This window comes from Nocardia crassostreae (assembly GCF_001613405.1).
Lineage (GTDB): Bacteria > Actinomycetota > Actinomycetes > Mycobacteriales > Mycobacteriaceae > Nocardia > Nocardia crassostreae.
The window spans coordinates 126,798-151,318 of the sequence record NZ_BDCH01000013.1 but is presented as its reverse complement, the minus strand read 5'-3'; the positions used below and the strand labels follow the sequence as shown (position 1 = coordinate 151,318).

18 protein-coding genes are annotated in these 24,521 nt (G+C 68.4%); 8 read left to right on the top strand and 10 right to left on the bottom strand.

Going from position 1 to position 24,521, the window contains the following annotated elements:
• Positions 1-88: 88 nt before the first annotated feature.
• The 5 genes from NC4_RS11830 to NC4_RS11810 form a co-directional block, all read right to left on the bottom strand.
• Complete coding sequence (locus NC4_RS11830; RefSeq protein ID WP_084528916.1) at positions 89-7,393, bottom strand: non-ribosomal peptide synthetase; 7,305 nt, start codon at positions 7,391-7,393, stop codon at positions 89-91.
• Positions 7,394-7,426: 33 nt separating this feature from the next.
• Positions 7,427-8,497 carry a MupA/Atu3671 family FMN-dependent luciferase-like monooxygenase gene (locus NC4_RS11825; protein ID WP_067536468.1) on the bottom strand — a complete coding sequence of 357 codons (1,071 nt, stop codon included), beginning with the start codon at positions 8,495-8,497 and terminating at the stop codon, positions 7,427-7,429.
• A 63-nt stretch (positions 8,498-8,560) separates the two neighbouring features.
• Positions 8,561-8,743, bottom strand: a complete 183-nt coding sequence (locus NC4_RS41015; protein WP_067536464.1) for an acyl carrier protein — start codon at positions 8,741-8,743, stop codon at positions 8,561-8,563.
• A gap of 11 nt (positions 8,744-8,754) precedes the next feature.
• Positions 8,755-10,434: a fatty acyl-AMP ligase gene (locus tag NC4_RS11815; protein WP_157554579.1), complete on the bottom strand. Its 1,680-nt coding sequence runs from the start codon at positions 10,432-10,434 to the stop codon at positions 8,755-8,757.
• 115 nt (positions 10,435-10,549) lie between these two features.
• On the bottom strand, positions 10,550-10,993 hold the full coding sequence (locus NC4_RS11810; protein ID WP_067536458.1) for an MFS transporter: 444 nt from the start codon (positions 10,991-10,993) through the stop codon (positions 10,550-10,552).
• Positions 10,994-11,047: 54 nt separating this feature from the next.
• On the opposite strand from NC4_RS11810, the gene NC4_RS11805 reads away from it, so the two are divergent.
• Positions 11,048-11,671, top strand: a complete 624-nt coding sequence (locus NC4_RS11805) for a dienelactone hydrolase family protein (RefSeq protein ID WP_067536455.1) — start codon at positions 11,048-11,050, stop codon at positions 11,669-11,671.
• On the opposite strand, the gene NC4_RS11800 is transcribed toward NC4_RS11805, so the two are convergent.
• Both NC4_RS11800 and NC4_RS11795 read right to left on the bottom strand, forming a co-directional pair.
• Entirely contained in the window at positions 11,631-12,071 is a 441-nt protein-coding gene (locus NC4_RS11800) for a MerR family transcriptional regulator (protein ID WP_067536453.1), read from the bottom strand. The genes NC4_RS11805 and NC4_RS11800 overlap by 41 nt on opposite strands.
• Positions 12,068-12,397, bottom strand: a complete 330-nt coding sequence (locus NC4_RS11795) for a hypothetical protein (protein ID WP_067536772.1) — start codon at positions 12,395-12,397, stop codon at positions 12,068-12,070. Before NC4_RS11795 ends, NC4_RS11800 begins: the two co-directional genes overlap by 4 nt.
• A 289-nt stretch (positions 12,398-12,686) precedes the next feature.
• Between NC4_RS11795 and NC4_RS11790 the strand changes: the two genes are divergently transcribed.
• From NC4_RS11790 to NC4_RS11775, 4 genes are read left to right on the top strand one after another with little or no spacing between them, the layout of a single operon-like run.
• Positions 12,687-13,568, top strand: a complete 882-nt coding sequence (locus tag NC4_RS11790; RefSeq protein WP_067536450.1) for an SDR family NAD(P)-dependent oxidoreductase — start codon at positions 12,687-12,689, stop codon at positions 13,566-13,568.
• Complete coding sequence (locus tag NC4_RS11785) at positions 13,565-15,187, top strand: AMP-binding protein (protein WP_067536448.1); 1,623 nt, start codon at positions 13,565-13,567, stop codon at positions 15,185-15,187. Before NC4_RS11790 ends, NC4_RS11785 begins: the two co-directional genes overlap by 4 nt.
• 47 nt (positions 15,188-15,234) lie before the next feature.
• Positions 15,235-15,837, top strand: coding sequence for a TetR/AcrR family transcriptional regulator (locus NC4_RS11780; RefSeq protein ID WP_067536445.1), 603 nt, complete (start codon positions 15,235-15,237; stop codon positions 15,835-15,837).
• Positions 15,838-15,873: 36 nt separating this feature from the next.
• Positions 15,874-16,548 (top strand): TetR/AcrR family transcriptional regulator, encoded by a 675-nt coding sequence (locus NC4_RS11775; protein ID WP_067536442.1) that lies wholly within the window; start codon positions 15,874-15,876, stop codon positions 16,546-16,548.
• Here NC4_RS11775 and NC4_RS11770 read toward each other — a convergent pair.
• Genes NC4_RS11770 through NC4_RS11760 form a run of 3 tightly spaced genes read right to left on the bottom strand, consistent with a single transcriptional unit; the run spans position 16,545 to position 20,605 of the window.
• Positions 16,545-18,257 (bottom strand): ABC transporter ATP-binding protein, encoded by a 1,713-nt coding sequence (locus NC4_RS11770; RefSeq protein WP_067536440.1) that lies wholly within the window; start codon positions 18,255-18,257, stop codon positions 16,545-16,547. The two genes, NC4_RS11775 and NC4_RS11770, sit on opposite strands and share 4 nt — an antisense overlap.
• Entirely contained in the window at positions 18,254-20,074 is a 1,821-nt protein-coding gene (locus NC4_RS11765; protein WP_067536438.1) for an ABC transporter ATP-binding protein, read from the bottom strand. The genes NC4_RS11770 and NC4_RS11765 overlap by 4 nt, the downstream gene beginning before the upstream one ends.
• A gap of 60 nt (positions 20,075-20,134) precedes the next feature.
• A complete protein-coding gene (locus NC4_RS11760; protein WP_084528914.1) occupies positions 20,135-20,605 on the bottom strand; it encodes a cupin domain-containing protein in 471 nt (156 codons plus the stop codon).
• A gap of 131 nt (positions 20,606-20,736) precedes the next feature.
• Here NC4_RS11760 and NC4_RS11755 point away from each other — a divergent pair, with 131 nt between their 5' ends.
• The 3 genes from NC4_RS11755 to NC4_RS11745 all read left to right on the top strand — a co-directional run bounded on the left by NC4_RS11755 (position 20,737) and on the right by NC4_RS11745 (position 24,515).
• Positions 20,737-21,708 carry a GlxA family transcriptional regulator gene (locus NC4_RS11755; protein ID WP_157554577.1) on the top strand — a complete coding sequence of 324 codons (972 nt, stop codon included), beginning with the start codon at positions 20,737-20,739 and terminating at the stop codon, positions 21,706-21,708.
• A gap of 115 nt (positions 21,709-21,823) precedes the next feature.
• Complete coding sequence (locus tag NC4_RS11750; protein WP_218021044.1) at positions 21,824-22,306, top strand: pyridoxamine 5'-phosphate oxidase family protein; 483 nt, start codon at positions 21,824-21,826, stop codon at positions 22,304-22,306.
• A gap of 130 nt (positions 22,307-22,436) precedes the next feature.
• Positions 22,437-24,515, top strand: coding sequence for an AMP-binding protein (locus tag NC4_RS11745; protein ID WP_067536430.1), 2,079 nt, complete (start codon positions 22,437-22,439; stop codon positions 24,513-24,515).
• Positions 24,516-24,521: the final 6 nt, after the last annotated feature.

Sequence of the window (24,521 nt, the reverse complement as noted above, 5' to 3'; positions counted from 1 at the left end):
CGAGCCGCTCGAATCCTTTGCCCCACTCCACCATCCATTGCGCCACCGGCAGCAGTGGCATTTCTCCGATGCCGCCGCCGGGAAGTTCTCACGCCTCGGGGTCGAGCTCATCCGTGCCCGTTCGCGCGATGGTCGCCAGTCGTGCCGCCGTCCGCTGCTCGAACACATCGCGTGGCGCGAAGATCACTCCGCGTCCCCGCGCCCGCGACACGACCTGAATCGATACGATCGAATCACCGCCCAGCGCGAAGAAGTCGTCGTCGACGCCCACCCGGTCGAGTCCGAGCACGTCGGCGATGACGGTCGTGACGATCTCTTCGACCGGTGTCGACGGCGCGCGGAACACCTCCGGGGTGAGCACCGGCGCGGGCAAGGCCTGCCGATCCACCTTGCCGCTCACCGTCAATGGCAGGTCATCGAGCACCATGACCACATCCGGCACCATGTATCCCGGCAGCCGCTCACCGACCGACTGCCGGATCGCGGCCGGGTCGACCACACGGCCCGAGCCGGGAACGAGATAGGCGACCAGCCGCACCGCGGCGGCCGCGGTATCGGGGGTGTGGATGACCGCCAGCGCCTGCTCGATCCCTTCCGTCGCGGCGAGCGCCGCTTCGACCTCGCCCAACTCGAGTCGCTGGCCGCGCACCTTCACCTGGAAATCGGAGCGGCCGACGAACGCCAAAGCGCCCGCACCCGAATCGGATTCAACCGTGACCCATCGGACGAGGTCGCCGGTGCGATACAGCCGATCCCCCGGCGCGCCGTAGGGGTCCTGCACGAACCGTGCCGCGCTCAGCCCCGGGCGGCCCCGGTATCCGCGTCCGACACCCGGCCCGCAGACGTACAGCTCGCCGACGACTCCGGCGGGCACCGGGCGCAACCAGGCATCCAGCACCACCGCGTCCATACCGGTGATCGGCCCACCGATCCGCACCGCTCGATCGGGCAGCAATTCGGCGCCGGTGACCCAGATCGTGCCCTCGGCCGGACCGTACAGATTGTGGACCCGGCGCGTGCCTGCGCAATCGGTGCCCGCCCACCGCGAAACCAGCTGCGACGAGCAGCGATCGCCGCCGGTGAGCAGCACGTGCAGTTCGTCGAGACCGTCCGAATCCAGCGACAGGGCCACCGACGGCGTGAGGAAGGCGTGGCTGATGTGCCTGTCCCGCAGCAACTCCCACAGCGGCGGCCCACAGTAGACCTCCGCGGGCGCGATCACCAGGGTCGCACTCGCGGAGATCGCCGACAGGAATTCCAGCACCGCCGCGTCGAAAGTGCGTGCCGCCACGGCCAGCACGCGCGATTCGGTATCGATATCGCAGCGCCGCGTCAGGTCGGCGACCAGCGCTCCCAACCCGGCATGGGTGAGCTCCACGCCCTTCGGCCTGCCCGTCGACCCGGACGTGTAGACGATGTAGGAGACATTGCCCGACCGCACCATCCCGCACCGGTCCGCATCGGACACCGCCGTCCGCGCGCACCCGCCGATCTCGTCGGCCACCGCCGGATCGTCCAGCATCAGCCACGACACCTCATCGCGCGGCATTACCGCACCGTGCGCAGCGTTCGTAATACCGACCCGCACCGAAGAATCCGCGCAGGTCTGCCGATTGCGATCGAGCGGATGCGCCGGATCCAGCGACAGGAACGCCGCACCGGACTTCGCCACCGCCCACACCGCGAGCACCCACTCCAGCGAACGCGGGACGCCGACCGCCACCACCGACTCGGGGCCCGCCCCGCGTCCGATCAGGCAGCGCGCCAGGCGATTCGACTGCTCGTCCAGCTCGCGGTAGCTGAGGGTCCGATCTCCGTCCACGACCGCGAGGCCGTCGGGATTGCTCGCGACCGCGTGCGCTAGCAGGCTCGGCAACGTGGTGCCGGTTTCGAGTGTGCGCTCCGTGCGCCCCCAGTCCTGGAGCAGTTGGCGATCGGAGCTCGACAGCATATCGATATCGCGCACGAACACGTCGGGGTCGTGGGTGATGGAACCCATGACCAGGCGGAGGGATTCCGCGAATCGGTCGATGGTGGCCGCATCGAAAAGGTCGGTGGCGTAGCCGATTTCGACCGGCACGGCACCGGTGTCATCCGGTGCGTCGGTGAGGGTCAGGGTGAGGTCGAATCGTTCGATTCCGGTCGCGGCGCCTGCGGCGGTGGCCACCAGATCCGGGAAGTTCAGGCGAACTTCGTCGAGGTTGTGGAAGGCCAGCATGACCTGGAACAGCGGGTGGTGCGCTTGGCTGCGAGGCGGATCCAGCGCATCCACCACCTGCTCGAAGGGAATCTCAGCGTGCGCGAAACCATCGAGGTCCGCCGTCCGCACCGCGGTGAGGAGGTCACCGAACGGCAGGGACTCGTCGATGCGCGTGCGCAGCACAATGGTATTGACGAACATGCCCACCAGGTCGTCCAATGCGGCCGACCCGCGGCCCGAAACCGTTGTTCCCACGGCAATATCGCTGCTGCCGGACAGGCGGGACAGGACGATCGCCAAGCACGCGTGAAACAGCATGAAGACGGTGACTCCGCGGGCCTTGGCGAGATCCCGCAAGGCCGATACGGTCGACGGGTCCACCGTGAAACGGTGGGTCGCGCCGTGATGGGAGGCCACCGCGGGCCGCGGTCGATCCGATGGCAGCTCCAAAACATCTGGCAGATCGGATAATTGAGCACGCCAGTAGGCGACTTGCCGCGAAAGCACCGAATCCGGTTTGGCGATCGTCCCGAGCAGTTCCCGTTGCCACAGTGTGTAGTCGGCGTATTGGACCGGCAGCGGTGTCCAGTCCGACGCCCGCCCTGCGCAACGGGCAGCGTATGCCGCGGCCAGATCGCGGGTCAGTGGAGCCATCGAGAAGCCGTCCGCGTTGATGTGATGCATCACCATCATCAGCACGAACTTTGTGGACGCGAGCCTCAGCAATCGCACGCGTAGCGGAAGCTGTTCCGCCACATCGAAACTCGATGTCGCGATGCCGGAGATCTCGGCCTCGAGCCGGGCCGGGTCCACGGGCACCGGCGTGAGGTCCACGTCGGACACCGCGAGCAGTTCCGCCACCGGAACGACAACCTGGCGGGGCACACCGCCGCTATCCGGATAACGCGTGCGCAGAACGTCGTGACGGGCGAGCACGTCCCACACCGCTCCCGCCAGGGCCGGGACGTTCACGAGCCCGGAGAGACGGAGCACCACGGGAATGTTGTACGCCGCCGAGGCGGGCGCGAAGCGGTTCACGAACCACATTCGCTGTTGCGCAAACGATAACGGCACCAGCTCCGGGCGCTCGTACACGCGCAGCCGGGGCGCGGCGGTGCCGCTCGACGCAGCAGCCCGCTCGGCCAGCAGTCCCGCCAGTTCCACGACCGTCGACACCTCGAAGACATCGCGTACGCCCACGTCCACGCCGATCCCGTCGGCGAGACGCGCCGACAATCGCGCTGCGGACAGGGAATTCCCGCCCACCGCGAAGAAATCGTCGTCCGCGCCGACCCGAGCGAGGCCGAGCACCTCCGCGAACACCGCCGCGACAATCTCCTCGGTCGGCGTGGACGGCGGTCGATAGCCCGTGCCCGCCGCCATCGGATCCGGCAGTTTGGCCTTGTCCACCTTGCCGTTCACCGTCAACGGCAGGCCGTCGAGCACCACGACCACATCCGGCACCATGTAGCCGGGCAGGTGCTCGCCGAGTCGCTGGCGCACCAGATTGCCGAGAGTCGCCGGGGCGCTCCATTTTTCATCGGGTGTGAGCAGGTAGGCGCTGGCGTCGCCCATATCGGGGTTGGCGATCAAGCGGACCGTGCCGCGCACGGCGTAGACGATGTAGAGATCGGTCCCGATGACATTGGGCGAGACGCGCGCCTCGGCGGTGAATCCGTGTGCCCGCAGGAGTTCTTCGATGTGGGCCAGCCGATCGTCGACATCGTGGACCTCGATGACCATTTGCTCGATGAGCGGCCAGTGCATCGGCTCGATGCCGCGCAGGGCATCGAGTTCGCTGCCCTCCACGTCGATTTTGAGCAGGTCTATCCGGCCGATGCCGTACTGCTCGATAATGTGCGACTGGGTCCGGACGGGCACTTCGACCTGGACGAACTCCAGGCGGTCCTCGATCAGCTGATCGACATAGCTCTCACCGACATCCCGTGTCTGCGCGTTGAATTCGTTGTGCAGGAAGGATTCGAGAATGTCGCGCTGTTCGCTGCTGTCGGTGCCGCGCCCGGACAGCACCGACATCTCCGGATAGTAGGTGAAGACATCGGTGGTCACCTCGGCGCCGATGGCGCACGGCACCAGCGTCGCGCCCAGGCCGTGTATGGCGGCATTGGCCTCGTACATCCGCCGCAGTTCCGGCATGGGTTCGACGGCGAATATCTTGACGCCCGGCGATTTCCGCTTGGCGTAGGTGGAGAACATGCCGACATGCGCGCCGATATCGACAATGCAGCCCGTGGCCGGAATGGTCACGCCGCCATGGCAGTATTCGGCGCGCTCGAAGATCTCCTCGTAGAGGAATTCGATATTCGACCGGTTGCGGCCCACGATCGGCATGCCATTGGGCAGCTCGTGCAACTCCTCGGCCCGAATCACGCCGGTGCGCTGCAACTCCAGGCATGTCGCGGCCGTGGGGGCGGCTTCCGGATCGGGCACCAGATAGGCGACCAACTGCCTGGAGGGGGGCGCATCCGGAGCGGCGGAAGCGGCGCGGGCAATGACGACGGCGCGGGCAACCGCGTCCTGGGCCGCGAGCACGGCCTCGACTTCGCCGAGTTCGATGCGGTAGCCGCGAATCTTCACCTGGTCGTCGGCGCGGCCCAGGTGTTCCAGGACGCCCGCCGCCGTCCAGCGGACGATATCGCCGCTGCGGTAGAGCCGCCCGCCGGTCGCGTCGAACGGGTCGGCGAGGAAACGCGAGGCCGTCAATCCGGGTCGGGCGTGATAGCCGCGGCCGACTTGGTTGCCCGCCACATACAATTCACCGGCCACGCCGAACGGGACCGGGCGCAGCCACGAATCCAGGACGTACGCGCGCAGATTGGCCAGGGGCACGCCGATGGGGCTGATGCCGAGATCGTCGCTCGAGTGTTGTTCGGCGAGTGACTGTTTGGTGACGTGCACGGTCGTCTCGGTAATGCCGTACATGTTCACCAGCGCCGGACCGCCCGCGGGATCGAGACCGCGCCAGCGCTGTAATCGCTGGGGGTCCAGCGCTTCACCACCGAACATCACCATGCGCAAGGCGGCGTGACCAGAGTCGGCGGAACGCGATTCTAGCAGCGCGTAGAAGGCCGAGGGCGTCTGGTTGAGGATGGTCACGCCCTGTTCGACCACCAGATCCCACAGTTCCGCGGGCGAGTACGCCACCTCGCGCGGTACGACGACGACGCGACCGCCGTGCAGCAGCGCCCCCCAGATCTCCCACACCGAGAAGTCGAACGCCTGCGAATGACACCACGCCCAGACATCGTCGGCCCCGAATCCGCACCACGGCTGCGTGCCCGCGAACAAGGACACCGCGTTCGCGTGGGTGATGACCACGCCCTTGGGTTTTCCGGTGGTGCCCGAGGTGTAGATCAGATAGGCGATATTGCCTGGCCGCAACGGCCGCCGTCCGGCGATGCCGGTGTCGTGCGGGAAGCGGTCGATGTGCAGCCGCGGCGCCTCCGAGGCGGCGACCAGGTCGGCGGTCGAGTCGTCGAAGATGACGAGAGCGGGGGCGGCGTCGCCGAGGATGTAGTCGATTCGATCGGCCGGAGAGGCCGGGTCCAGCGGCAGATACGCCGCCCCGGTTTCGAGGATCGCGAGCATCGCGGCAATGAGCTCGATGCCCTTGGGAAGCGCCACGGCGACAATGCTTTCCGGGCCGACATCCCGCGCGAGGAGAGTCGCCGCCAGCTGCGCGGCCCGCGTCTCCAGCTCCCGGTAGGTGATGCGGCGGTCACCGGCGACGATCGCGACGGCCTCGGGGGTCGCGGCGGCACAGCGACCGAACCTGTCGACGAGCGTTTCGGCGGAATCGATCTCGAGCCCCGTGTCGTTCCACTCCCGCAGCACCTGCTCGCGCTCACCGGGCGCGAGCAGGTCGATATCGCGCACGGGCGTCGCGGGATCGGCGACGATCGCCGCCAGGAACTCGTGGAAGTACGCGAGGAATCGCCCATGGTGGCCCGCGAGTTCCGCGGCGGTGTAGAGGTTGTGGTTGGCCACGAAGTCCACGCGGGTCGCGCCCGAGCCCGCGCCGGAATAGAAGCTCACCGACAGATCCGAGACCAGTCCCGGAGTCAGCACCCGCAGCTGTCCGTCGATCGGACCCAGAGCGATCTTGGTATCGAACATCATCAGGTCCACGTAGGGCCCGAAGACCTGGGTCTGGGGCGTGAGCCGACCGGTGTCGCGGAACATGTCCTCCTGCCGGTAGCGCTGCCGCCGCAAGACCTCGATCAGCTGCCGCTGCGCCGCGTGGATCGAATCCCCCACCGCGCCCGACGGATTCGTCGCCAGCCGGAAGGGGACCGTATTGGCCAGCATGCCGCCGGATCGCAGCGCCGCGGTCGTGACGCGGGCCGAGACCGGCAGGCTGAGCACAATGTCGTCACTGCCGGTCATCCGCGCCAGGAACGCCCCGAACGCCGCCAGAATCGGCGCCGCCGGATTCGTCGAGGTCGCCTTGACGACGGCGGTCAGCAGTGCGCCGGTCTCGGCCGGGAGGACGCCGCTGACCGAGATCGGATGCGCGTCGGCCTGCGCGCTCTTCCCCGCGAGGCTGGCCGGAGCGGGCAGACCGTCCAGCTGCTGTCGCCAGAACTCGCGGTCGGTCTCGAAACGCTCCGACGCCCGGTACTGTTCGTCGGCCGCGACGAGCTCGGCCAGCGATTGCACCTTCGCGGCCGCCGGTTCCCGGCCCTCGACGCCCGCGGTGTACACCTCGCCGATCCGGGTCAGCATGGTCATGGCGGCGAGACCGTCCAGGGCGATGTGGTGGGCGCGCACATACCAGAACCAGCGCCGCTCCCCGACCCGCAGCACGGCGGTCGCGATCAGGCGATCGCGGTGCAGGTCGACCGGAGCGCTGTATTCCGCGCGCATCCAATCCTCCGCCGCCGCAATCGGATCGGGCTCGCCGCGCAGATCCAGGATGCGATGCGGCTCGTCCAGCGGCCGGTCCACGACCTGCCGCAGCACGCCGTCGGTTTCGAGCAGCCGCAGCCGCCCGGCCTCGAACTCCCCTGCCACCCGCCAGAACGAGGCCAGCAGCAGTGCGGCATCGAGATCGCCGGGCAGCTCGACGCACAGCGCATTGGTCACCGGCGTGGCGCCGGTCAACTGCTGTGCGAACCAGATTCCCTGCTGCGCCGCCGATAGCGGAAAAGGGCATGAACGTGCGCCGGTCACATCGACTCCTGTGGCTCGACGCTACGGGACGAACTACTGGACGATCGACGCCCGCTGCCGCAGTGCGGCAAGCGATTCCAGCCCGGTCAGCACGGTGCTGTCCGGAATGCCGAAGTCGATGAGGCAGGCGATCTCGTTCACGCCGATATCGCGCAGGCGGGTGACCATCGGCAGTGTGGAATCCGGTGTGCCGTACAGCCCGTTGTTGCGGTAGTAGCGCTCGAAGGCGAAGTCCAGCACCTTGGCCCGCGATTTCTCGTCCAGGCTCTCGAGCGCGGCCGAACCGCGCCGCCACAGATCGACGGAATCCTCCAGATAGCTCTTGAACGGCCCCTCGACGGTCTTGCGCACCAGGGCGTCGTTCTCGCCGAGGAAGGTGTGCAGCATGACGGTGACGGTGCCCTCGCCGACGCCGTGGCCGTGGCGGGCCCGCGCCTTGCGGTAGGCCGAGATCTTCTCCGCCAGCTCGTCGACCTCTTGAAACAGCAGGGCGGTAAGCACATTCACGCCGAGCGCACCGGCCATCTCGAAACGTTCGACGCCGCCGCTACAGGTGAGCCAGGTCGGCAGCGCCGGTTGCACCGGGGCCGGGAAGATGCGCACCGCGCGGTCCTCGCCGAGACCATTGCGCAGGGCGACGGATTCGCCCTGCCACAGCCGCCCCACGGTTTCCAGGCCCGCGCGCGTGATGTCCACGCGATCGGCGTAATCATCGGGGGCGAGCACGAAGTCGTCGGCATTCCAGCCGGTGGCGAAGGCCAGATCGACGCGGCCGTTCGACAGGTTGTCGACCACCGACCAGTCCTCGGCGACCCGGACCGGATTGTGCAGTGGCAGAACCACACTGCCCGCCCGGATGCGTACCCGCTCGGTGGCGGTGGCCAGGGCCGCGCCGAGCACCGCGGGATTCGGGTAGAGGCCGCTGAAGGTGTGGAAGTGGCGTTCCGGAATCCAGATGCCTTGGAAGCCATGGGCATCGGCGAAGCGGGCGCTCACCAGCAACAGGTGGTAGCGACGGTCGGCGTGCTGCTGGGCGTCGCTGGAGAAGAACAACAGACTGAACTGCAGGCTGTCCGTGATCGGCTCATCGAGACGCACGGGCATCGAATCCGCCTGCGCGGTGGCCAGTTTCGCGATATCGGTCAGGCTGAGGCCGTCGAATATCTGCTAGGCGGTGATTTCCGTCCGGTACCTGTCCTCCAGGATGGTTATCAACTCCGCCGCCTTCACCGAGTCCAGACCCAGCGAGGTGAGCGGTGCGTCGGGATCGACGGAATCGCGTTCCAGGCGGGCGGCGACCCAGCCCACGAAGAAGTCCAGAACGCTCGTGTCATGCGGTGCTTGACTCAATTCGCGCTCTCCTAGGATACGGATACGGTCGAGTAGTCTTCGCGCAGACGCTGCCTTTGGATCTTTCCGCTGGTCGTCTTGGGTACCTCTCCTTTGCCGACGAATACCACCCGGTGCACGCTGATGGCGTGCACCCGGCTGACGATGCCGCGGATGGAGCCCTCCAATGCCGCGGCGCTGTCGCGCTCGAGCATGTCGTTGAGCTCCTGTACGACCATGACGCGATCCTCATTGCCGATGCTCGCCGCGAAGACCGCGCAGCCGCCGGGCCGCAGCGTCGGATGATTGGACACGATGGTTCGCTCGATGTCCTGCGGGAAGATATTGCGGCCGTGCACGATCATCAGTTCCTTGATGCGGCCGGAGACATAGAGTTCACCGTCGCTCACGAATCCGAGGTCACCGGTGCACAGATAGGTCGCGCCGTCCTCGCCGAGGATCTCCGCCGCGAAGACGCGGGTGGTTTCGGCCGGTTTGTTCCAGTAGCCCGCCGCGATACTCGGGCCGCGCAACCAGAATTCACCGACTCGATTGTCCGGGCAGCGCTGCCGGGTGTCCGGATCGACGACGGCGATGTGTTCGGGATCGGCGGCGCCCACGCTCAGCAGCTCGCGTCCTTCCGGTTCCTCGACGGCGAGACCGCGCTCCAGGCCATCGGGCGCGAAGCGCCGCGCGCGCGGCCCGGCGCCGCGCGGGGCGCCGGTGACGTACAGGGTGGACTCGGCCAGGCTGTAGCAGTGCATGAAGCTGCTCGGGCGGAACCCGCTGACCGCGAACGTATCCGCGAACGCCCGCAAGGTATCCGGATCGACGGGTTCGGCGCCCACGAAGGCGTTGTCCCAGCCGCAGAGGTCCAATTCCGCTGCCTCCGTGAGGGATACCCGCTTCACGCAGAGGCCGTAGGCCAGATTGGGCCCGCCCGCCATCATGCACTCGCGCCCGGATATCGCCCGCAACCAGGTCAGCGGATCACGCAGGAAGCTCATGGGCGGGATGAGGGTGCCGGAGAAGCCGCCGAACATGGGCAGCAGTACGCCTTGGATCAAGCCCATATCGTGGTACGGCGGCAGCCACGAGACGATCGCGCTGTCCGGTGTGAGCGCGAACCTCCTCATCATGAGCCCGAGATTGTGCAGGAGGTTACGGTGCAGCACCGCAACGCCTTTGGGTATCCCCGTCGAGCCGGAGGTGTATTGCAGGAAGGCGATATCGTCCGGTGCGGGCCCGGAGTGGATGTCGAACCCGGCGACCGCGCCCACCGTGCCGCTGTCGATGATCGCGATATCCGCCCCGAGCAGCTTACCGGTCACCGGCACCGTGGCGAGCGGCGCGATCGCCGCCACCGCGCCGCTGTCGCGCAAGATGGCCGCCAGCGTCGCCAGGTGATGGACCGAGGACGGCAGATGCACCGATACCGCGATGCGCCCGGTCACCAGGCAGGCATAGAAGGCATCCACGAATCCGGGCCCCGGCGGGCACAGCAGCACCACCCGATCACCGGGTGCGGACACCTCCCGCACCCGCTCCGCCAGTCCCCCTATCCGATCCCATAAGCGCGCGTAGTCGACATCCTCCGGTTCCTCGCGATAACTCGAGAACGAATAAGCGATTCGATGCGGGGTTTCCACCGCCCGCGCCGCCAGAATGTCTACCAAGGTGGAATGGCCGTGCCCCGAGCGTTCGACAGTCATCGACACCTCCGCATAGGGAAAGGACAGGGCCAAGCTAGTGCCCGGTCCCGAAATCTGATTCCGCGACGCGCCGAGCAGCGCCGAGCCGTGACCTGCGCGGACGCAGCATGACGGATCAGCGAGTACCCGCGTAATCGGCGTCGGCGCGTCGTGCCATGACGGCGGCGAGGGTCGCCGCCAGGGCCAGGGCGGCAAGGGTGAACAGCAGGTTGTGCGCCGAGCGGGCGAGCGAGACGTGTCCCAGGTTGAGCAGTGCGCCACCGAGGGCGGAGCCGAACGCGAAGGCGAACAGGCCGACGGTATTGAGCGCGGCCGAGGCCTTCGCGGCCTGATCGGGATCGGGAGTGGCGGCCATGACCGCTGCCGTGAGGTGCGGCATGGCCATGCCGATGCCCGCTCCGGCGATCACGTATTCGGCGGCCCAGGCAGCAATGACCGGCGCGCCGGGGTTCTCGTGCTGCAGAACGGCGACCAGCGTGAGACCGCCCGCCAGCACGATCGGCCCGATCCAGCTCAGCCGGGCGATCACCGCCTTGCTGTCGATGCTCGAACTTGCCATCTGGGTCAGGGCCCAGCCGACCGGTAGTGACGTGCCGAGGAATCCGGCGGCGATATGGCCCGCACCATTGCCGCGGCGGGTTACTACGTGCTGGTCCCCAATCTGTTCTACCGGCACGGCCGGGCCCCGGTGCTACCGATCCCCGACCTGACCCGCGCCGAGCAACGCGAACCCTTCTTCGCCAAGATCGCGCCCCTGCTCGACGAGCTCACCCCCGACCGTTCCGCGCGCGATGCGACCGCCTACCTCGAATTCCTCACCACCCGACCGGAAGTCCGCCCCGGACCCATCGCGATCATCGGCTACTGCATGGGCTCGGCCCTCGCGATCACCACCGCCGCAGCCCATTCCGACCAGGTGGCTGCCGTCGCCTGCTTCCACCCCGGTCCGCTCGTGGCCGACGCACCCGACAGCCCCCACCTGCTCGCGGCACGAACCGGCGCGGAACTCTATGTCGGTCTGGCCGACAACGATCCGGCCTCCATGCCTCCCGAGGCCGTCGCCGAACTCCGCCGCACCCTCGACCACGCCGCGGCTCGCTACACCGCCGAGGTCTACCCCGGCACGGTGCACGGCTTCACCATGGCCGACACCGCGGCCTTCGATCCCGCCGGACTCCGGAAACATTGGGACCGGCTCATCCCCCTGCTGCAGCGGAACCTGAACTCTCGCGGCTGAAAGGCAGTGGGCAGGCGGGCATTTCACTGCACACGAGCAGATCCTCACACCCCGCGTCCAGGGCCGCGCGCAGCGTGTCCCGAACAGCGGTGAGCTCGTCGAGCCTGGCGTCGATCTCGGTCAGCTTGGCCTCGGCGCGGGCCCGCAGTCCCGCGCCGGGGCGGCCCCCGACATCGAACCCGCTGGCCGCGAGCAGATCCGCGATCTCGTCGAGGGTGAATCCCACTCGCTGAGCGGCCTTGATCACCCGCAGCAGAGTGACGGCCCGTTCCGGATAGAGCCGGTGCCCGCCCGGCGAACGCTCGGGCCGGGCCAGCAGTCCGCGCCGCTCGTAGTACCGCAGGGTCTGGATATTCACCCCCGCGGCCGCGGCGACCCGGCCGGTCCGCAGGCCGCTCACCGCGACCCGCCCGCGCTCGCCCGCGCCGCCAGCCCATCAAGCACATCCACGCGGGCGGCCGGTACCTCGATATCCATCCACACCAATGCCGGTCCCGCCGTGGCGAATCCGAAGGTGAAGAACGAACAGCACGCCGATTCCCGGGCCGCCAGCTCCCGCGCCTCGGCCTCCACGGCGGCGTCGAGTTCCAGCCGCAAGCAGGTGGGCGACACCCGCTCCACCCGTCGCACCGCACTGCGGAACAGCGCGTCGAACTCCGCCACCCGCAGCGGCTGCTGCGCGGTCGGCAGGGTGCACGCCTCCGGTACCACCCACGAATCGGCCATGACCCGCACCTCCTGTACGGCGGCGAACCTCGTTCGGAACCCCGCCATTCGATGCTAAGCCTGTACCCCGGTACCGGATGCAACCCCGCAGCGGTCTCCAGGCCCCACGACACGCACCGGTTCGCGCCGAAGGATTGACAGAAGTTATCTGTTACCTCCATTCTGAACGCGGTTCAATTCGAATGGCGTTCAGAACGGTGAGTCAATGATGACACGCATGTTGACCTGGTATTTTCCTGACTAATCGGTGGGTTCTCCGGCTCCGGGGGTACGCTGATGAGCGAGTTGCATCCGGTTGCCCCGGGTGGCGCTGGATCGATTGGTGAACCCGGGCCGGCTGACAGACCCGGGACGATTGCGGGAACGGATATCGGGGAAGACGGTATTGGTCACCGGGGCGTCGTTCGGATTGGGGGAAGCGACCGCGCGCAGTCTTGCGGAGGCGGGGGCGACCGTGCTGTTGGTGGCGCGGTCCGGCGAGCGGTTGGACGAGATCGCCGCCGAGATCGAGACCGCGGGCGGTGTGGCGTTCGCGTATGCGGCGGATCTGTCGGATGAGGCGGCGGTCGAGGAGTTGGTGAAAACCATTGCCGATCGGCACGGGGCGCCGGATGTGATCGTGAGCAATGCCGGGAAGTCGATGCGACGGTCATTGCATTTGCAGTACGACCGATTTCATGATTTCGAGCGCACCATCGGTGTGAACTATCTGGGGCCGATTCGGTTGTTGCTGGGCCTGCTGCCGTTGATGCGCGAGCGCGGGAGCGGGCAGATCGTGAATATCTCGACCATCGGGGTGCGGATCGCGCCGGGGCCGCGATGGGGGGCGTATCAGGCGTCGAAGGGGGCGTTCGACGTCTGGTTGCGCAGTGTCGCACCGGAATTAGCGGCCGACGGGATCGCGGTGAGCACCGTGTACATGGCCTTGATCTATACCCGGATGAGTGCGCCGACGCCGATCATGCGCATGCTGCCCGGACTGTATCCCGGCGAGGCCGCGGGCATTGTGTCCCGGGCGATCGTGCGGCGTCCCCGAGCCATCGCCCCGTGGTGGGTGTGGCCCGCCGAGGTGGGATCGACGGCGCTGCCCGGGCCGACGGCCGCCCTCATGACGCTGTGGGCGCGGCACACCCGGGACACCGATGCCGCGCTCGGGGGTGAGTCGCGATGACGGCTCTCGAAACCGAGTTGGCACTGGGCGTTTCGCTGATCCGATCGCGCGTGCTCTGGCCGGTCGCGCCGAAGCCCCTGCTGCGCATGGGCCTGGCGCTTCTCGACAATGGGGCTAATCCCGCTGTGCTGCTGGCTATTTCCTCGGCACGGTGGCCCGATCGCACCGCGATCGAGGACGATCTGGGCCAGCTGGACTACGCGGGACTATCGGCGCTCGCGGCGGGCGTCGCCGGTGGGTTGCGCTCGGAGCACGGCGTCGGCCCGGGGTCCGCGGTGGCGGTGATGTGCCGCAACAGCCGGTATTTCGTGGCGGGACTGTTCGGAGCGCTGACGACCGGCGCGGACACCGTGCTGTTGAATACCGAATTCCACACCGAGGCGCTGTCCCGCGCCATGGCACGGCACCGGGTCGCCGCGGTCGTGTGCGACGCGGAGTGCGAGCCGATGCTGCGCGCGGCCGGATACGACGGTCCGGTGCTGCGATGCCTGGACGCGCGCGAGGACGACGGGGAATCCGCCGAGGCGTGGCGGCGGCGCGGACTGCGGGCCCCGGCGCGAGTTCCGGCCGGGCGGTTGGTGATTCTGACTTCGGGGACCACCGGGACACCGAAGGGCGTGCCACGCGCGCCGAAGGTCACATCCGTCACCGGGACGGCCGCGAGCCTGCTGCGCCGCACCGGGCTGCGGACGGGAAGCGTTGTTGCGGTGAGTATTCCCATGTTCCACGGCTTCGGGCTCGGGATGACGCTGCTGGGCATCGCGCTGGGCGGCACGCTCGTGCTGCGCCGCCGTTTCGATGCGGTCGAGACCTTGGCCGCGGTGGCCGGGCGTCGCGTGCGACTGCTGGCGGTGGTGCCGGTCATGCTGCAACGAATTCTCGCTGTTCCCAGCGAGTTTCGCGCGGGGTTCGACCTGTCGTCACTGCGGGTCGTGCTGTCCGGAGCGGCGCCGTTGAGCCCGACGCTCGCCACGGAATCCGTGGGCGAGTTCGGCGCCCTGCTCTACAACGGATACGGATCCTCGGAGGTCGGGATCGGCGCGCTGGCCACGCCCGAGGATCTGCGCGACGCACCGGGTACGGTCGGCCGCCCGGTCCTGGGAACCGAGGTGCGCATTCTCGACGACGCGCACCGCCGGGTCCCGGCCGGGACGACCGGACACGTCTTCGTCGGGGGCGGGCTCGGATTCGCCGGGTACTCCGGCGGCGGCGACAAGCACCGTGTCGACGGCCTGATCGACAGCGGCGACCTCGGGTACCTGGATCCGCACGGGCGGTTGTTCATTGTCGGCCGCGCGGACGACATGATCGTCTCCGGTGGCGAGAACGTCTACCCGCAGCAGGTGGAGGAGGTCTTGGCCGCACACCCGCGATTGCGTGATGTCGCGGTGATCGGGGTCGACGACGCCGAGTTCGGCCAGCGACTGGCGGCATTCGCAGTGCCTGCGGCGGGTAGCGCAGTCGATGCCGAACAGTTGCAGGAGTACCTGCGACCCAAGGTGTCTCGATATCAGCGCCCACGCGAGATCCGCGTCGTCACCGAGATTCCGCGGAACCCGACCGGCAAACTGGACCGGGGCGCGCTGCGATCCCTGCTGCAACCCCACGACCTCTCGTGATAGACCACTCGGGACGCGAAATGGAACCCGGTTCAGGACGGCGGTGAATGGTCACCAAATGGGCCGACCGCGAAACCAGGCGGCGCGATATCGTGGCCGCCGGACGGCGGCTGCTGACCGAAAAAGTCTATGCGGCACTGCAAATGCGCGATGTCGCCAAGGGCGCGGGCATCAGCCCCGGGACGGTCTACACCTACTTCGCCACCAAGGAAGCGCTCTACGCGACGCTGTACGCCGAGCGGCTCGAAGCCTTCGTCGAGAAGATCGAACCGCTCTGCGCCGGAACCCCCGACCCGGAGGATCTGTTCGCCGCCATCGCCACGGAGTACCTCGAGATGTACCAGGTGTACGGCCGGGAACTCAATGTCTGGTCGGTGCTGGGCGCGGGGGTCGACATGGACGAGGAGACCGGATCCCAGCTGGTCCGCGCCGCGGCCCGCGCCTACGATCTCATCCTGCGCACCGTCGAGCGCATCCGGCCCGACTCCGCCGACGATCCGGCCATGATCGTGACCGTGCTGTGGTCCACCATCACCGGCCTGGCCGACCATTTCACCAGCGTCCGCGGGCACCTGCACCCACAGGACTGGGATGCGACCGTGCGATTCGCCGCGCGCAAATTCCTCCCCGGACATGGCCTCCCGGGGTGACGGCCCACGGCCGTTCGCATCGGGGAGGATGGACGGATGCCCGTTGACGGAGAGCGCGTGAAGAGCGCAGGCCGACCGCCGCGCTTGTCGCTGGAGGCGATCATTGCCGCGGCGGATCGGATTCTGGCGGCCGAAGGGCCGGAGAAGCTTTCCATGCGGCGGCTGGCGAGCGAGCTGGGCAGTGCGCCGATGGCGCTGTACTACCACGTGCGCGACAAGGACGAGTTGCTGCTGCGGGTGCTGGAGGCGCACGCGCAGACCATTCCGCGGCCGGAATTGCCGGAGGATCCGCGGGAGCGGCTCATTGCCACGGCGGTGCTGCTCTACGAATTGCTGTCCGAGCGGGCGTGGATCATCGAGGTGCTGACCGCCGACGATCTGTTCGCGCCCGCCGCGCTCTGGTTCGTCGAGAACATGATCGGCGCGGCCGTCGAATGCGGGTGCACGCCCGAGGAAGCCGTCGACGTGTATCGCACGCTCTGGTACTACATCGTCGGCAATCTGATCATCCGGGTGAACAGCGAACGACGCCGGGCGCAGACGGGCAAGGCTGTCTATCGTGATCGAGCCATTGCCGATCTGGCGCCCGGCGCTTATCCGCACATTGCGGCGGTCGCCGATCGCTGCGCCGAGCTCAGCACGCGCGCATCGCATCGGGCGGGCCTGACGGCCATTGTCGATGGGATGCTGCCGAACTCGGCGCGGCGTTAACTGGTCGAGGTCGCCAGGGAAATGTTCCAGAAATCGGCGTAGCGGCCGCCCTGGGCCAGCAGTTCCTCGTGTGTGCCGAGTTCCGCGATGCGGCCGCCGTCGAGGAAGACGACCTGGTCGGCGCGCTGCACGGTGCGCATCCGATGCGCCACCAGCACCACGGTCCGGCCCGCCATGAGGCGTTCGATACCCGCGTGCACGGCCGCCTCGTTCACCGGATCCAGGGCGGAGGTCACCTCGTCCAGGAGTACGACGGGGGCATTCTTCAGCAGGGCGCGGGCAATCGAAACGCGTTGGCGCTCACCGCCGGACAGCAGCGCACCGGCCTCGCCGACGTGCGCGTCCCAGCCGCCGGGCAGTCGTTCGATCACGTCGTCGAGTCCGGCCGCGGTCGCCGCCGCGCGGATCTCGGCCACCGAGGCGTCGGGGCGGCCCAGGCGGACGTTCTCCTCGATGGTGCCGTCGAACAGATAGACGTTCTGGAAGACGATGGCGATATCGCGCATCAATGCCTCGGCGCCGATGGATCGCACATCGGCCCCGCCCATTCGGATCGCGCCGGAGTCGACATCGTAGAAGCGGGCGAGCAGTTGCAGCAGGGTGCTCTTGCCCGCGCCGGACGGGCCGACCACGGCGAGCCGCTGACCCGCCGGGACCGACAGCGTCAGATCGTCGATGATCGTGCGTCCGTTCTGCCTGAAGGTGACGGATTCGAATTCCACGCTGTGGTCCGCCGGTTCGAGCGGCCGGTCGGCTTCGGGCAGCGGTGCGGTGCACAGGAGTGCGTCGAGCCGGACCAGCTCCGCGCGGGCGCTGCGCAGTTTGCCGCCGATATCCGCCAGCGACAGCAGCGGCTCGGCGCAGCGTGCGGCCAGCACCAGAATGGCCAGCACCTCCGCGGTGCCGATGGTTCCGCCGAGTGCCAGATAGGCGCCCAGTGCCAGCAGCGCGGTGAACACCACCTGCACCGCCAGCGTCAGGCCCACGATGCCGGGCAGGGCCGACAGGGCCGGGGCGCGGGAGGCGCGCTGGACCTCACGCAGGGCGTCGTCGAGCAGGCCGAAGCGTTCGGTGGTCCGGCCACCGGCGCGCAGGACCGGTTGCGCCTGTAGGTATTCGATGACCCGGCCCGCGGCGTCCCGATCGCGTTCGTGACGCTGGGCGTCGGTGGCGGCCATCGACCGGCCCGTCCACGCCTGGATCACGGCCACCAGCGGTGCGGCGATGAGCGCGGCCAGTCCGAGCTGCCAGTTGTAGGCAAGCATGACGGCCACGATCGTCAGCGGAGTCACGCAGGCGGAGATGAACGGCGAGAGCAGGTGGGCGATCACGCTCATCGCCTGCAGCACACCGCGACTCGCGAGCACCGACACCTGCCCGACGCGGTCGGCGCTGTACCAGACCAGGGGCAGGCGGGCCAGGTGATCACCCAGGCGGTGGTACATACCGCGCAGCAGTGTGGTGCCGACGCGGAAGCCGGACAGATCGCTGAGATAGCGCAGCACGGCATACGCCGCGACCGCGATTCCGAAGGCGATCAGCGCGGGCCTGACCTCGGCAGGTTTGGGCCCGAACAGTTCTCGCAGTACCGGGACCAGCAGGGCGTAGGACAGGCCCTCGGCGATGGCGGTGACGGTCATGAGGGCCACGGTGCGGCGCACCGGCCGGGCGTACTCGTCGCCGAGTACGCGCAGCAGCATGCGAATCATCGGAATTCTCCTTGCAGTCGCTCATCGGTGTGGTCGAGCGCGGCGCGGGACTGCCAGAACTCGGCGAATTTGCCGCCGCGGGCCAGCAATTCGGCGGGCGCGCCGCGCTCGGCGATCGCCCCGTTCTCCAGCAGTACGACGGTGTCAGCATCGGCGACCGTTTCCAGACGATGCGCGATCACGAGCACGGTCCGATCCGGCCGCGGGGCCGTGAGAGCTTGGCGCACCGCGTATTCGGTGTGCGGATCGGCGAAGGAGGTGGCTTCGTCGAGGACCAGCACGGGCGAATCGGCGAGCAGTGCGCGGGCGATCGAGATCCGTTGTGCCTCACCACCGGACAAGGCGGCGTCCTCGCCGATGACCGACTCGTAGCCGCGCGGCAGTTCGAGAATGCGGTCGTGGATGTGCGCCAGCCGGGCGGCGCGCACAATGTCGTCGAGGTCGGCGTGCGGGAGGGCCAGGGCGATATTGTCCGCAATGGAAGCGCGCAGCAGGCGCACGTCCTGGAAGACGAACGAGACCGCGCGGTAGAGCTCGCGGCTGTCGATTGCGCGCAGGTCGGCCCCGCCGAGCAGGACTTGGCCGTGGGTCGGGTCGAAGAAGCGCGGCAACAGCTGGACCAGGGTGGACTTACCGCTGCCCGACGCGCCGACGATCGCGGTGACCGTCCCGGGCTCGAGCGTCAGATCGATACCGCGCAGCACCTCGGCGCCGGTGTCGTAGCCGAAGCGGACATTACGCAGTTCGACCGTGTGGCCGCGCGGTGCGATCGGCCGCGCGGGCTCCGGAAGTGATTGCACCGCAAGCACATCCCGGATGCGGACGACCGCGCGCTGGGCGGTCTGCAGATCGTCGAACCCGTGGCCCAGCGCCGCCACGGGAGCGGTCAAGCCCAGGCCGAGCAACAGGAAGGGCAGCAGATCCGCGGGGGCCATACCCCCGCCGGTGATCAGGACCGCACCGCCGATGAGCACGACCAGCAGCACGAACGGCGGCGACAGCGCCAGCTGCATGCCCGCCGCGATACCGGAGATGCCGCGCACCCATCGGTAGAACGTGCTCGCGAATTCCTCGGTGGCCGTGAGGAAGGTGCGGTGCGCACGTCCGGATCCGCCGAAGGCCTTGACCACCGCGATGCCCTGTACGAACTCCACGGCCGAATCCGCGATGCGGCCCATGGCGGCATCGAACTCCTCCTGCTCGCGCACCCGCGTGGCCGTCATCATCAAGGGCACCAGCGCGATTGCCAGCACCACTGGAATCAGCGTGATGAGCGTGAGCCGCCAATCGACGGTGAACAGGTAGACCGCCGACACCAGCGGCACCACGAACGCCGATACCAGCTCACCCGGCGCGTGCGCGATGAACGGGTGCACCGCGCTCACGTCATCGCCGACCACCTTGGCCAGCTCACCGGTGCGCCGCCGGGAGAACCAGCCGATCGGCGCCCGCCCCAGCCGCGCCGCCAGCTGCCGCCGGAACGACAGCTGAACCTGCCCGTCGAGCAGATGCCCCACCCCGGAGGACGCCGCCGTGAACACCAGCCGCACCAGCATTCCGGCCGCGCCGACGAGCACCACCAGCCATACGTGATCGTGGTCGATCGGCCCCGGCGACAACAGCGTCCGGCCCAGCTCCACCACGGCCAGCAAGGGCGCGAGTCCGGCCACCGCGCCGATCACCTGCAGGACGACAACCGCCGCGAAACCCCCGAGATACGGGCGCACCAGCGGCACAAGGCTCGGCCCCGCCGAGGATTCGGTATCCGGTGCAGGCCCGGACCGCTCCCCCGGCGCGGCAAGGTCGATGGCGTTCATCGCTCTCTATCCTATTTTCGTATGCGTACAACAAGCGTACAACAGGCGGAGTGAACCACGTCAGGGCGTCGCGGTCGGCACGAGATCGAAATGGTCGGACTGGTACTGGAACAGCAGGCAGTCGACACCCGGGGCGCAGCCGCTGAAATGCGGCAGATCGGCGGGGAGGTTGTAATACGAACCGGCCGGGTACTCGGTGCGCCTGCCGTCGATGACGGCGTAGAACGTGCCCGCCAGGACGACCGTCGGCAGGTCGCTGGTGTGGGTGTGGAACGGATTGTCTTTTCCGGCGGGGAATTTCACGAACGCCTCGTACGGGCCGCTGCTGGTGATATCGCCGCCCACGTCGGCCACCTTGATGCCGCCGGTATCGGGCAGTTCGCGCCAGGCCAGTTCGGCGGCCGGGGCCGAAACGAGCGGGCCCGGAGCCGGTTTCGCCGTCGTCGTGGCGGCGGCCGGATCGGCGGGCGCCGACTGGCAGGCCGTGGCCGTGGCCGCCACGGCGAGAGCGGTCAGGATCGTTCGGGTCATGCGGTGCACGCGGGCTCCTCGGTACGGGTCAACGGGACGGCATTCACGATCTCCGCTACGGGCCCGGCTCGACAGTGGCGCGTGCGCCTACAATCGACGGATTCGGGCCATGAGGGTGCAGGAGGATTGCCGTGGATGTGATCGCCGTCGTCGCGTTCGACGGGATCAACCCGTTCCATTTGTCCGTGCCCTGCCTGGTTTTCGGCGAAGAACAGCCCTCCCCCGAACTGCCGCCCTGCGAGGTCCGCGTCTGCACGCCGGGGGCCGCGCCCATCGTCACCACCGCCGGTTTCACCGTCGCCACCGGCCACGGACTCGACGAAGTCGCGGGCGCGTCCATGGTGATCGTCCCCAGCTGGCCCGATCCCGACCTGCCCGCGCCGCCGGAGATCCTCGACCCGATTCGCGCCGCGCATGCCGCGGGCGCCCGGGTGATCGGCCTGTGCCTGGGCGCGTTCGTGGTGGCCGATACCGGTCTGCTCGCGGGCCGTCCCGCCGCCACCCACTGGAAATGGGCCGACGTCTTCGCCCGCCGCTTCCCCGAGGTGCGCCTGGACCGGGAATCCCTCTACGTCGACGACGGCGATATCGTCACCTCCGCGGGCACCACCGCCGCCATCGATACCTGCCTGCACCTGCTGCGCCGCCAGCACGGGACCGAACTGGCCAATCGCGTGGCCCGCCGCCTGGTCACCCCGCCCCACCGCGACGGCGGCCAGGCGCAGTTCATCGAACATCCCTTGCCCGCAACGGAATCCCAGCACCCCCTCGCCGCGACGCTGCGCTGGGCCATCGAGCATCTGCACGAGGGCCTCACCGTGGATCGCCTGGCCGCCCATGCCGCCATGAGCCGCCGCACCTTCACCCGGCACTTCCGCAATACGGTGGGCACGACCGCCACCCTCTGGATAGCCACCCAGCGCATCGCCCTCGCGCAGCGTCTCCTCGAAACCACCGATCAGCCCGTCGAACGCATAGCCGCCCGGTGCGGCTTCGGCAGCGCCGTCACCCTGCGCGAGCAATTCGCCCGGACCCTGGCGACCACCCCGTCCGCCTACCGCCGCACCTTCCAAGGCCCGCACGCCGCCGACCCGGTAGGATGAACGGGGACGAAACGGACCGATCCGCGCGTTCGGGTTTGCCATGGCGGGGAGCCGGGAACCCCACATGCCAGCAGTGGCACATCATGATCCGTCATCCTTGGAGGGTGATCGCGCGATGATCGGCAGACCCGAGGCCGCCCGTAACGGTAAGTCGGTAATGCGGCGGATCGGAGTGATGAATTCCGGTGCGCTCGCAGCCCGGGCGCTGCCCGACGCGGAATGCCTGCAACTGCTCCGCCAGGCTCGATTCGGCCGAATCGTGTACTCGCGGCACGCATTACCGGCCATCCGGCCGGTCAACCATTTCATGGACGACGAGATGATCGTGGTCGGCACCGGCGTCGGCGTGGGTATTCCGGCGTACCAGCAGGTCGTCGCGTATGAAGCCGACTGCCTCGACCAGGAGACCCAGCAGGGCTGGTGCGTCATCGTCACCGGCACCGCCGAACAGGTCACCGATCCAGCAGAGCTCGCCCGCTACCACGAGCTATTGGATCCGCAACTACCCGGCGGCCGGGACAAGATCCTGTGCATTCATCCCGAGGTCATCACCGGCGTCGAATATCTGGCCCCCGACGACGGGGCGATCCGCCCCTGATCGTGACGGCGCCCTAGCTCGGCGCCATCCGCCATGTGCATCGCCCAAACTCCGGCCGAGCCCGTCCGGGCTGGTCGCCGCGCCGGTAGCGTCCGCCGCACGCCGGGTACGGGGCGGAGAGGAGTGCGCAATGGTTGCCGAAATCGTCGAGGTGGTTCACGAATTGCCACTGGCCAGACAGGTGATCTGGAACATCCTCACGCAGCCCGAGAACTATGCGCGATTGTTCGGCGGCGTCGGCGGAATGGAACTGCTGGAACAGGATCACAGCTACTGGCGCGCGGCATTTCGCATCGGGTCGCCCGCGACCGGGATCGAAACCGTCGAGGTGCGCCTGACCGTCCAGCGGTGGTACGAGCGGCTGGAACTGTCCGCGCCCGCGGTGGGCAGTATTGCGGCGATCCGGCTCGAACGCGAGTTCCGGGGCTTCGATCTGACGGAGCGGACGACCATCCGGGTGACGTATTTCGCGGCCGCCCGCGTGCATCCGGTCGCCGCTCGCGTATCCAAGGCCGGGGTGCTCGCGTGGACCCGGGCGGGCCTGCGCCGGGTGCTGGAATACGGGCGGCGAGCGCCGAAATCCGTTCTGGTCAATGGTGAGAACGTGCCGATTCGACGGCGGGCCGATGTGGTCGGGCAGATGATCCGGACCGGCGTGGTGGCGCCGTGCCGCCCCGATCGTGGAGTACGGCAGTTGGCCGGATTGGCCAAATGGCGGTTCACCCTGTCCGGCGGCTATGCGGCGGGCGCGGCGCTCGAGCCCGATCGGCCCGCCGTCATCGACGATCACGGCAGCCGGAGTTTCGCCGAACTGCATCGGCGCACCAGTGCGCTGGCCTCGGCCATGGCCGATCTCGGCATCGATGCGCACCACGCCATCGGGGTGCTGGCGCACAATCACGCCGCCATTGTCGAAACCATGGTCGCCGCGGGGAAACTCGGCGCGGATCTGGTATTGCTGAATGCCGGGCTCTCCGGTCGCCAACTCGAGGAGATCGCCCAGCGGGAACGACTGGCCGCGCTGTTCGTCGACGCCGATCTCGATCCGCTGGTGAACTACCTGCATGCCGGAATCCCGCGCTACACCACCGGCGCTCGGCGCGGGCTCACCGACCGGCCGACGATCGACGACCTGATCGCCTTGGGACGCAGCAGAATTCCCAGACCGGCCCATCCCGGCCGGTTGCTGGTGCTGACCTCCGGAACCAGCGGCACGCCGAAATGCGCGCGCCGCCCGCACCCCAAGGGATTCGGCACCATCGCGGCGCTGCTGTCGCGAATCCCCTTGCGGATAACCGAGATCATGCTCATTCCGGCCCCGCTGTTCCACACCTGGGGGCTGGCCGCGCTACAGCTCAGCACCGCGCTGCGCGCCACCGTGGTGCTGCCCGAACAGTTCGACGCCGAGGACTGCCTGCGGCTCATTGCCGAGCACAAGGTCACCTCCCTCATTGTCGTGCCGACCATGGTGCACCGGATCCTCGGGCTGCCGACCGCGGTGCGCGCCCACTACGACACCAGCAGCCTGCGGGTCGTAGCCAGTTGCGGCGCACCGCTTCCGGCGTCGACCGTACTGCTGTTCCTGAAGGCGTTCGGTGACGTCCTCTACAACGTGTACGGCTCCACCGAGGTGTCGTGGGCGACCATCGCCGGGCCCGAGGATCTGCGCATCTCCCCCACCACCGCGGGCCGTCCGCCACTGGGCACCAAGGTCGCGGTGCTCGACCAGGATTCGCGACCGGTGCCGATCGGCGCGGTGGGGCGGATATTCGTGTCCAATCACATGCTCTTCGACGGCTACGTCAACTCCACACCGCCCGATGAGGCCGACGGCATGCTCGACACCGGCGATCTCGGCTATATGGATGTGGCGGGGCGGCTGTTCATTGCGGGCCGCGGCGACGAGATGATCATCTCCGGTGGCGAGAACATCTTCCCGCGGCCGGTCGAGGAGGCCTTGGCGTTTCTGCCGCAGGTGGACGATGTCGCCGTGGTCGGCGTCCCGGACGCGGAGTTCGGCCAGCGCCTGGCGGCCTTCGTCGTCACCCGGCAGGGCGCCGGGCTGGATTCGGCGATGGTACGCAATTACATCCGGAATCGGCTGGGCCGCATTGCCGTTCCGCGTGATGTCTCGTTCCTGACCGAGCTGCCGCGCAGGGCCGGGGGCAAGATCGCCAAACGGCTGCTGGCGACCGAACCGGTCGTGTGAACGCCG

Coding starts and splice junctions, on each gene's coding strand:
- NC4_RS11825 (WP_067536468.1), bottom strand. CDS start 8,497: ATGCCCGTGCGTCTCGATGAGCCGATCACGGACAGCCTGCAGTTCAGT.
- NC4_RS11815 (WP_157554579.1), bottom strand. CDS start 10,434: ATGACTGTCGAACGCTCGGGGCACGGCCATTCCACCTTGGTAGACATT.
- NC4_RS11810 (WP_067536458.1), bottom strand. CDS start 10,993: ATGGCAAGTTCGAGCATCGACAGCAAGGCGGTGATCGCCCGGCTGAGC.
- NC4_RS11805 (WP_067536455.1), top strand. CDS start 11,048: ATGGCCCGCACCATTGCCGCGGCGGGTTACTACGTGCTGGTCCCCAAT.
- NC4_RS11795 (WP_067536772.1), bottom strand. CDS start 12,397: ATGGCCGATTCGTGGGTGGTACCGGAGGCGTGCACCCTGCCGACCGCG.
- NC4_RS11785 (WP_067536448.1), top strand. CDS start 13,565: ATGACGGCTCTCGAAACCGAGTTGGCACTGGGCGTTTCGCTGATCCGA.
- NC4_RS11780 (WP_067536445.1), top strand. CDS start 15,235: ATGGTCACCAAATGGGCCGACCGCGAAACCAGGCGGCGCGATATCGTG.
- NC4_RS11775 (WP_067536442.1), top strand. CDS start 15,874: ATGCCCGTTGACGGAGAGCGCGTGAAGAGCGCAGGCCGACCGCCGCGC.
- NC4_RS11770 (WP_067536440.1), bottom strand. CDS start 18,257: ATGATTCGCATGCTGCTGCGCGTACTCGGCGACGAGTACGCCCGGCCG.
- NC4_RS11765 (WP_067536438.1), bottom strand. CDS start 20,074: ATGAACGCCATCGACCTTGCCGCGCCGGGGGAGCGGTCCGGGCCTGCA.
- NC4_RS11760 (WP_084528914.1), bottom strand. CDS start 20,605: ATGACCCGAACGATCCTGACCGCTCTCGCCGTGGCGGCCACGGCCACG.
- NC4_RS11750 (WP_218021044.1), top strand. CDS start 21,824: ATGATCGGCAGACCCGAGGCCGCCCGTAACGGTAAGTCGGTAATGCGG.
- NC4_RS11745 (WP_067536430.1), top strand. CDS start 22,437: ATGGTTGCCGAAATCGTCGAGGTGGTTCACGAATTGCCACTGGCCAGA.